This window comes from Rhodococcus sp. R1101 (assembly GCF_000278445.1).
GTDB lineage: Bacteria > Actinomycetota > Actinomycetes > Mycobacteriales > Mycobacteriaceae > Rhodococcus > Rhodococcus gordoniae.
Genome location: NZ_AJVB01000149.1, coordinates 1 through 8,335 on the forward strand (window position 1 = coordinate 1; position 8,335 = coordinate 8,335).

The 8,335-nt window shown below is 67.4% G+C and carries 5 protein-coding genes and 1 pseudogene; 5 read left to right on the forward strand and 1 reads right to left on the reverse strand.

What is annotated here, in order from left to right:
* The 3 genes from R1101_RS0111575 to R1101_RS0111585 form a co-directional block, all read left to right on the forward strand.
* A partial coding sequence (locus tag R1101_RS0111575; RefSeq protein WP_016933593.1) for a YhgE/Pip family protein occupies window positions 1-1,415 on the forward strand: 1,415 nt, incomplete at its 5' end.
* A 70-nt stretch (window positions 1,416-1,485) separates the two neighbouring features.
* Window positions 1,486-2,865 (forward strand): glutamate decarboxylase, encoded by a 1,380-nt coding sequence (locus R1101_RS0111580; RefSeq protein ID WP_026003165.1) that lies wholly within the window; start codon window positions 1,486-1,488, stop codon window positions 2,863-2,865.
* 238 nt (window positions 2,866-3,103) lie between these two features.
* Window positions 3,104-5,575 carry a LuxR C-terminal-related transcriptional regulator gene (locus R1101_RS0111585; protein WP_051017521.1) on the forward strand — a complete coding sequence of 824 codons (2,472 nt, stop codon included), beginning with the start codon at window positions 3,104-3,106 and terminating at the stop codon, window positions 5,573-5,575.
* A 24-nt stretch (window positions 5,576-5,599) separates the two neighbouring features.
* On the opposite strand, the pseudogene R1101_RS26460 reads toward R1101_RS0111585, so the two are convergent.
* A pseudogene (locus tag R1101_RS26460) lies at window positions 5,600-6,251 on the reverse strand (amino acid-binding protein).
* Window positions 6,252-6,616: 365 nt separating this feature from the next.
* Between R1101_RS26460 and gatC the strand changes: the two are divergent.
* Together gatC and gatA are read left to right on the forward strand one after the other, a co-directional pair.
* Window positions 6,617-6,916 (forward strand): Asp-tRNA(Asn)/Glu-tRNA(Gln) amidotransferase subunit GatC, encoded by a 300-nt coding sequence (gatC, locus tag R1101_RS0111595; RefSeq protein WP_016933597.1) that lies wholly within the window; start codon window positions 6,617-6,619, stop codon window positions 6,914-6,916.
* Window positions 6,913-8,335 (forward strand): Asp-tRNA(Asn)/Glu-tRNA(Gln) amidotransferase subunit GatA (gene gatA / locus R1101_RS0111600; protein ID WP_016933598.1); only part of this gene is annotated, 1,423 nt, incomplete at its 3' end. The genes gatC and gatA, both read left to right, overlap by 4 nt.

Sequence of the window (8,335 nt, forward strand, 5' to 3'; positions counted from 1 at the left end):
AGCTCGCCGACGGTATCGATACGGCCAAGAGTGGTGCGGACCAGCTCGCCTCGGGATCGCAGGAGCTCGCGACGAACATGGTCACGGCGCGGGACGGATCGGCGCAGCTCGCAGCCGGCGCGAACGAACTCGCGACCGCGATCGACGGCGTGACCGGTCCGCTGCTCAGCGCGCTCGACAGCGGGGCACTCTCGGGTGTCGCGGGGCAGGCGGCGGAGTTGCGGGCTTCGCTCGACACCCTCGAATCGCGCGTTCCGCAGACCGCACAGTCGACGGTGAACCAGGCCGTGCAGCAGGTCGTCGACATCCTGAACCGGAGCTCCGATCCGGTCGTGCAGCAGGCGATCACGGCGTTGACGCCGCTGACGGCGCAACAGGCGGTCTCCGATGCCGACGCCCTGCGCGCCGAGATCGTGCGTCTGCAGGCCGATGCCGAACAACTCGAATACCAACTGGGCAATCCGAACAGTCCGCTTCAGGGCGCCCTGGCGACGTTGTCCAGCGGCGGTCTGGCGGCGGAGGTGAACCAACTCCGCGGCGGTGTCGACGAGCTGAGCTCCGGTGCCGCCACGCTGAACTCCGGTCTCGTCCAACTCACCGACGGCAGTGTCCGGCTCGCCGACGGAGCGGGAGAACTGTCTTCGGGAATGGTCGAGCTGCAGTCGGGTTCGCAGGAACTGGCGCAGGCACTGAGTCAGGGCGCCACCCAGGTGCCGAGCTGGACGGACGAACAGCGCACCTCCACTGCCGAGACGTTGTCGACTCCGGTTGCACTGCAACAGAACTACACGAACGAGGCACCCACCTTCGGTACCGGTTTCGCGCCGTTCTTCCTGTCGCTCGCCCTGTTCGTCGGAGGCATCATCACCTGGATGCTGCTCACTCCGCTGCAGTCGCGGCCCACCGTCGCGGGACTCGGCGCCTACCGCACGGTTCTCGCGTCGTACTGGCCGGCGCTGCTGGTGGGCATCCTGCAGGTGGTCGTGATGTACACGGTCGTCCATTTCGGTGTCGGACTGGACGTGAAGCACGTGGTGGGCACGATCCTGTTCCTGATGTTGATCTCCGCGACGTATCTGGCCATGATCCAGGCGTTCAACGCGATTTTCGGGGTCGCCGTCGGCCGTGTGGTGACATTGGCCTTCCTGATGCTGCAACTCGTCTCGGCCGGCGGTATCTACCCTGTGCCGACCACCGCGAAGCCGTTCCAGTACATCCACCCGTTCGACCCGATGACCTACACCGTCAACGGTCTGCGGCAGCTCACCGTCGCCGAGAACATCGATTCGCGATTGTGGATCGCAATCGCCGTTCTCGTCGGAATTCTGCTCGTATCGTTGACCCTGAGTGCCCTGTCGGTCCGGCGCAACCGCCGCTACACGATGGAGAGGCTGTACCCGCCGATCGAGGTGTGAGAACTGTCCCGTATGCCCCGACGCCCACCGGATCGGACGAGTGTTCGATGCGCGAATAATGGAGGAAGCCATGTCAGATCCCACCGCTCCGAGCGAGACACTCGCACCCGCCTACACGGGCCGGCTCGGTACCGACCCGATTCCTGCTCTGCGGCTTCCCAAGTCGGAGACCGATCCGGAGGCGACGTACCAGTTCATCCACGACGAGCTGATGCTCGACGGCAGCTCGCGGCTCAACCTGGCGACCTTCGTCACCACGTGGATGGATCCGCAGGCGGGCCGAATCATGGCCGAGACGTTCGACAAGAACATGATCGACAAGGACGAGTATCCGGCCACGGCGGAGATCGAGACCCGTTGCGTGAACATGGTCGCGGCCCTGTTCCACGCCGAGGAGCTCGATCCGGCCGATCCGTCGTCGGCCACCGGCGTCTCGACGATCGGTTCGTCCGAGGCCGTCATGCTCGGTGGGCTCGCGCTCAAGTGGCGCTGGCGTGAGGCCCGCAAGGCCGCCGGCAAGGACGCGTCGAAGCCGAACCTGGTGCTCGGCAGCAACGTGCAGGTGGTGTGGGAGAAGTTCTGCCGCTACTTCGACGTCGAGCCGAAGTACCTGCCGATGGAGCCCGGCCGCTACGTCATCACCCCCGAGCAGGTCCGTGACGCGGTCGACGAGAACACCATCGGCGTCGTCGCGATCCTCGGCACCACCTTCACCGGCGAGCTCGAGCCGGTGGCGGAGATCGCCGCCGCGCTCGACGAGCTCGCGGCCTCCGGCGGTCCCGACGTCCCGCTCCACGTCGACGCCGCCTCCGGTGGCTTCGTCGTACCCTTCCTCCATCCGGATCTCGAATGGGACTTCCGGGTGCCGCGGGTCGTGTCCATCAACGTCAGTGGCCACAAGTACGGCATGACCTATCCGGGTATCGGTTTCGTCGTCTGGCGCTCGAAGGAACATCTGCCCGAGGACCTCGTCTTCCGGGTCAACTACCTCGGTGGCGACATGCCGACGTTCACGCTGAACTTCTCGCGCCCGGGTAACCAGGTCATCGGCCAGTACTACAACTTCATCCGGCTCGGTGTCGCCGGCTACACCCAGATCATGGAGACGCTGCGCGACACGGCGCTCATGCTGTCGGAGCAGATCTCCGAGATCGAGAACATGAAGATCATCACGGAGGGCTCCGCCATTCCGGTGATCTCCTTCGAGGTGACGGGCGATCCCGGCTTCACGGTGTTCGACATCTCCCACGAGCTGCGGGCCCGCGGGTTCCAGGTTCCGGCCTACACGATGCCGGCGGACGCGGAGGACGTCGCGGTGCTGCGCATCGTGCTCCGTGAGGGCTTCAGCCGGGACATGGCCCACAAGCTCGGCGAGGACATCGCCGATGTGGTCGGATATCTCCGCAAGGGTGTCGGCCGCGGCCACACCGCCCAGGCATTCGCGCACTGACGATGTCACGGACGGGGGAGAAGCTCAGGGAGCTTCTCCCCCGTCGCCGTGAGAACCGTTCGTGGACCGCGGGAATCGAAGTGGAGAATTACTTCGATGTGATTCCCGGCGCTCGATCGGAATTCCGGTGAAATCCGTCAATTCCCCCGCGCACTGCTAGAATTCGCACAAATCTGTGAGTCCGTTTCGGGGACGATGCTGTCCGGATGCGAAAGGGATAGTGGACGTGCCGAGAACGATGCCTTTGTCTCGTCGCCGATTGTTCTCCGTTCTGTCTGCACATTCCGAACTCGCCGTGCTCGTCGGTGGTCCCTTCTCGGGTAAGACGACACTCGTCGACACATGGCTGGCGACCGACCCGTGTCCCGACATGGTGCCCGTGGTGGTTCCCGAGCCCCCGCACGATGTCACACCCGAGACGTACTGGGCGACGGTGGCATCGTCGCTGTGCAATTCCCTCGGAATCGACGAATCCGTTGCAACGGAAGGCTCCTTCGACACGGTGTGTTCGGTACTGGTCCGGCACGCCCGACCGGTGATGTTCGTGCTCGACGGTGTCCGGGCGGTCGAGGCGATCGAGGACCGGGTGGCGCGGTTGCTGCAGCTCGGTCCGCGGGTGCGCGTCGTGGCGACCAGCAGGGCTGCGGGCTCGTGGGCCGAACATGTCGACGGGCACCGGCGCAGGACGGTCGTCGGAACCGACGACCTGGCGTTCACCGTGGACGAGACCGCTGCACTGTGTCGTCTCTTCGGACTCGCACGGGACGAACGCACCGTCGAGTGGATCACCCGCCGCACCGGCGGATTCGCCGCGTTCGTCGCAGCGGTGTGCGCGACGCTGCGCGCGGAGAGACCGCACCGGGCCTACGGCGCCGACGCCCTCGACGTACTCGTCGACTCGGCCGTCGATCTCGTCGTCATGCATGCGCTGGCGGCGGATTCCTCACCGGCACTGTCCTCCCGCTCGGTCCTGGTCTCCGCCGCACCGAACACGGTGACACGGTCGTCGATCTCGGCCCTGCCGCACATCGACGACGGCGACGTCTTCCTCGCCGCACTGACCGATTCGGGACTGATCGAGACCTGTTCGACGGACGTGGACCCTGCGAGCGGCCGGACCACCCGGTGCTATCCCGAAGTCGTCAGAAGATCACTCCTGCGGGTGGGCGACGCGGAATACCCGGAGGAATTGTGGGATGCGCGGTCGGCTCTCATCGACTACTGGTTGCAGCGCTCACGTCCGGACATCGCCCTCCAACACGCCGTGGAGCGGCGCGACCGGCGATGCGCGATCGACATCGTCGAGAAGAACTGGGTGGCGTTGTACGGTAGCGGATCGCTCCGCTCCCTGGGGATCGTGCTGCTCGAGTTGCTTCCCGACGGCATGGCGACCGACGATCGCACCGTCGCGTTGCTGCGGACGATCACCCATGCGCGGAACGACTCGGAAGAGCCGAGGGAGTGGACATTCCCGCAACCCTTCGAAGCGGTCCTCCGCCTCGGAACTCTCCGGATGCAGGGTTCCTACGACGAGGCGATGGAGGTGTGCGATGGCCTGGCCACCGAACCCGTGCCGGATTTCGAGACGCTCGACACCACGACCCGGCACGCTCACGGACTGAAATACCTCAACTTCGGCACCGTCTACCTCCTCGGCGGACGCACCACCGAGGCCGGCACGATGCTGCGCCACGCCCACACGGCGGGGCGAGGGGTGTTCGTCGAGCGGGAGGCCGCAGGCAAACTCGCGCTCCTCGAAGCGCTCCGGGGCCGGACTCACGAGGCCACCCGGTGGATCGAGGAGGAGCGCCGGCATCCGCCGATCCTGGGAGAAGCCGAGGCCCTCGTCCGTACGGCGGGTCTGGCCGCCACCGCGCTCGTGGCACTCGACCGGCTCGACACCGGCGCGGCCTTCCGCGCACTCTCCGAGCTCGGCACACCCCGCCACACGGAGGAGTTGTGGGCGGCCGTCATGTACGCGCGCGGTCGACTGGCGTTGCTCAGTGGTGTGCCCGCCGACGGCCTGCTGTACATCGATTCGGAGTTGCAGCACTTCTCCCATCGCCTCACCGGTATCTCCGCGGTGTTGGTCGATGCCGCGCGCGCCGATCTGCACCTCGCTCTCGGTGAGCCCGGTGCGGCACGCGAGCTGCTCGACGGGTCGACGCACCCCCTCACCGCTCCGGTCCGGGCGCGATCGAGTCTGCTCGCCGGCGATCCCGGAGGCGCCGAGGTGATCGTGCATCGCGGGGATGCCGCCCGTGAGCGCTGTCCGGCCGTCGGTGCGGAACTCGCTCTGATCGGATCGGTGGCGGCGCTGCGACTCGGTCGCCGCACCGATGCGCGACGACGGCTCCAGCGGGCCGTGGTGCTGGCGGAACATGCCGGGGTGACGCGGCCGTTCGTCGGTGTCCCACCGTCGGCCGTGCGCGACATCCTGTCCCTGGGTGTCGACCTGCCGATCGATCTCGACTCGGCGATGGCCGAGTACGGCATCTTCCGTGAGATCCGTGTCGTCGTACGGCTGACCCCACGCGAGCGCGCGGTCCTCGACGCGTTGCTCGCCGGCGGCACGGCGAGCACGATCGCCAAAGAACAGTTCGTCACCCTCAACACCGTCAAGACCCAGTTGCGTTCCCTCTACAGGAAACTGGGTGTGCATTCGCGTGAGGAAGCGATCGCGCAGGCACACAGGCTCGTCGTCGGCTGAGGTCTGTCCCCGAACCTCGGGCGACTACCGGAGGACGGTGCCGACGATGCCCGCGAAGTAACCGATGCGCGCGATCTCGGACGGCCGGAACTCGGGTCCGCCGGGACGCCCGAGGACGAGGACGCGCTCGGATGAGCCGAGAGGAGCGGCCGCGAGCATCGTGTCCATGTCGCGCCAGAGTTGCGGCACCCAGTCGCCCTCGTGGTCGAGCAGGGTGGCTTCGGCGAGCGGCATCCAGGGGACGCCGCTGAGACGGGTCTCCGGCGAACCCGGGCTCCCCGCGATGCGGAAGATGCCGTTCGGCCCGACTCCGAGGACGGTCGCCCAGCCGACGCGCAGCACCCGCGGCGCGCCGTCGACGAGGATCTGGATCCGATCGTCGCGCGCGGCGGCGACGTGATCGATCAGCTCGAGTTCGCGGTGTGTGTCGAGGATCCCGGCGTAGGGGCGGATCGAGTCGACCGTCACGCCGGGCAGGGCCTCGGCCGCGGTGAGGAGCGTGTCGGGGAGCTTGCCCGGTTCGACGTCGACGACGAGATCGTCGATCGCGAAGTCACTGCCGCGTTCGACCACGTCGAGCGACAGGATGTCGGCGCCGACCGAACCGAGCGCCAGGGCGAGCGAGCCGAGACTACCGGGACGAGTCGGGGAGCCTGACACGCAGGAGGTACGACACGTGAGTCCTTCCTCAGTCGTTTCGTGCCGTCGGCGAACGCCACAGCGACGGCATGTGATGCGCCGGCATCCGCATGCCGGCGCCAAGGGCCGTATCGGCCTCTGGCAGACCACATCCTTGCACCTCGTCGACGGCGTCAGGGACGGTGCGGAATCGAAAATAGGCCGAGCCCACCGAAAATCCCCGGTCGCGACCGGGGATGTCACACGAATGCAACACGGCGTTGCGGAGCTCGCAACATCGGACCGCGGAAAGCAGCACCGCGCGGGCGGCGAGTGACGTCGTCGAACCGCGTGCGCCGCCGCTTCCAGGACGCATTACCCTGGACAGGACGTTCACTCTCCATCGGAAAGGGGCCATTCACGGTGCCTGCCATCTCCCGTGACGAGGTCGCGCATCTCGCCCGGTTGTCCCGGCTTGCGCTGACCGATGACGAACTCGACGAGTTCGCCGGTCAGTTGGATTCGATCCTCAACCACGTCAAGGCGGTGTCGGAGGTGGCCGCGGACGACGTGGCTCCCATGGCGAACCCGAACGCCGTCACCAACGTGACGCGACCCGACGTCGTCGTTCCCGGCCTCACGCCCGAGCAGGCGCTCTCCGGTGCGCCTGCCGTCGAGGAAGACCGCTTCTCGGTCCCGCAGATCCTGGGAGAGGGCGAATGAGCGCCGATACGACCCGTCTCGACGCCGCGACCCTGGCGTCGAAGATCCACGCCGGCGAACTGTCGTCGGTGGAGGTCACCCAGGCCCACCTCGATCGCATCGCCGAGGTGGACGGGGAGTACAACGCCTTCCTGCACGTCGCGTCCGAGCAGGCGCTCGCCGCCGCGGCCGAGGTCGACCGCGCCGTCGCCGCGGGTGAGAAGCCGGCCTCGGCACTCGCCGGTGTCCCGCTCGCGCTCAAGGACGTGTTCACCACCACGGACATGCCCACCACGTGCGGTTCGAAGATCCTCGAGGGCTGGGTCTCGCCCTACGATGCGACGCTCACCGTGAAGCTGCGCGAGGCGGGTATCCCCATCCTGGGCAAGACCAACATGGACGAATTCGCCATGGGCTCGTCCACCGAGAACTCGGCCTACGGACCGACCCGCAACCCGTGGGACACCAGCCGCATCCCCGGTGGCTCCGGGGGTGGTTCCGCTGCCGCACTCGCGTCCTACCAGGCGCCGCTCGCGATCGGCACCGACACTGGTGGCTCGATCCGTCAGCCCGCCGCCGTCACCGCCACGGTCGGCACCAAGCCCACCTACGGCACGGTCTCGCGGTACGGCCTGGTCGCGTGCGCGTCGTCGCTCGACCAGGGTGGTCCCTGCGGCCGCACCGTCCTCGACACCGCGCTGCTGCACGAGGTCATCGCCGGGCACGACCCGCGCGATTCGACGTCGGTGAACGCCGCCGTGCGTCCCGTCGTGGAGGCGGCGCGGCAGGGCGCGGCCGGCGACCTGACGGGCCTGAAGGTCGGCGTGGTCAAGGAACTGCACTCCGACAGCTACCAGCCCGGCGTGCTCTCGTCGTTCGACGCGGCGGTCGAGACGCTCACGAAGCTCGGCGCGGAGGTCGTCGAGGTGTCGTGCCCGCACTTCGAATATGCGCTCGCGTCGTACTACCTGATCCTGCCGTCGGAGGTGTCCTCCAATCTGGCCCGCTTCGACGCGATGCGCTACGGCATGCGCGTCGACGACGGCACGATGAGCGCCGAACAGGTCATGGCCGCGACCCGCGCCGCCGGTTTCGGCAAGGAGGTCAAGCGCCGCATCATGATCGGTACCTATGCGTTGTCGTCCGGCTACTACGAGGCCTATTACGGTCAGGCGCTGAAGGTCCGGAGTCTCATCGCGCAGGACTTCGACAAGGCATACGAGCAGGTCGACGTACTCGTCTCGCCCACGAGCCCGTTCACGCCGTGGAAGCTCGGCGAGAAGGTCGACGATCCGCTGGCGATGTACCTCTCCGACCTGTGCACGCTCCCGACCAACCTCGCGGGTCACTGCGCGATGTCGGTGCCGTCCGGCCTCTCCGCGGACGACGGTCTTCCCGTCGGCCTGCAGATCATGGCCCCGGCTCTCGCCGACGAGCGCC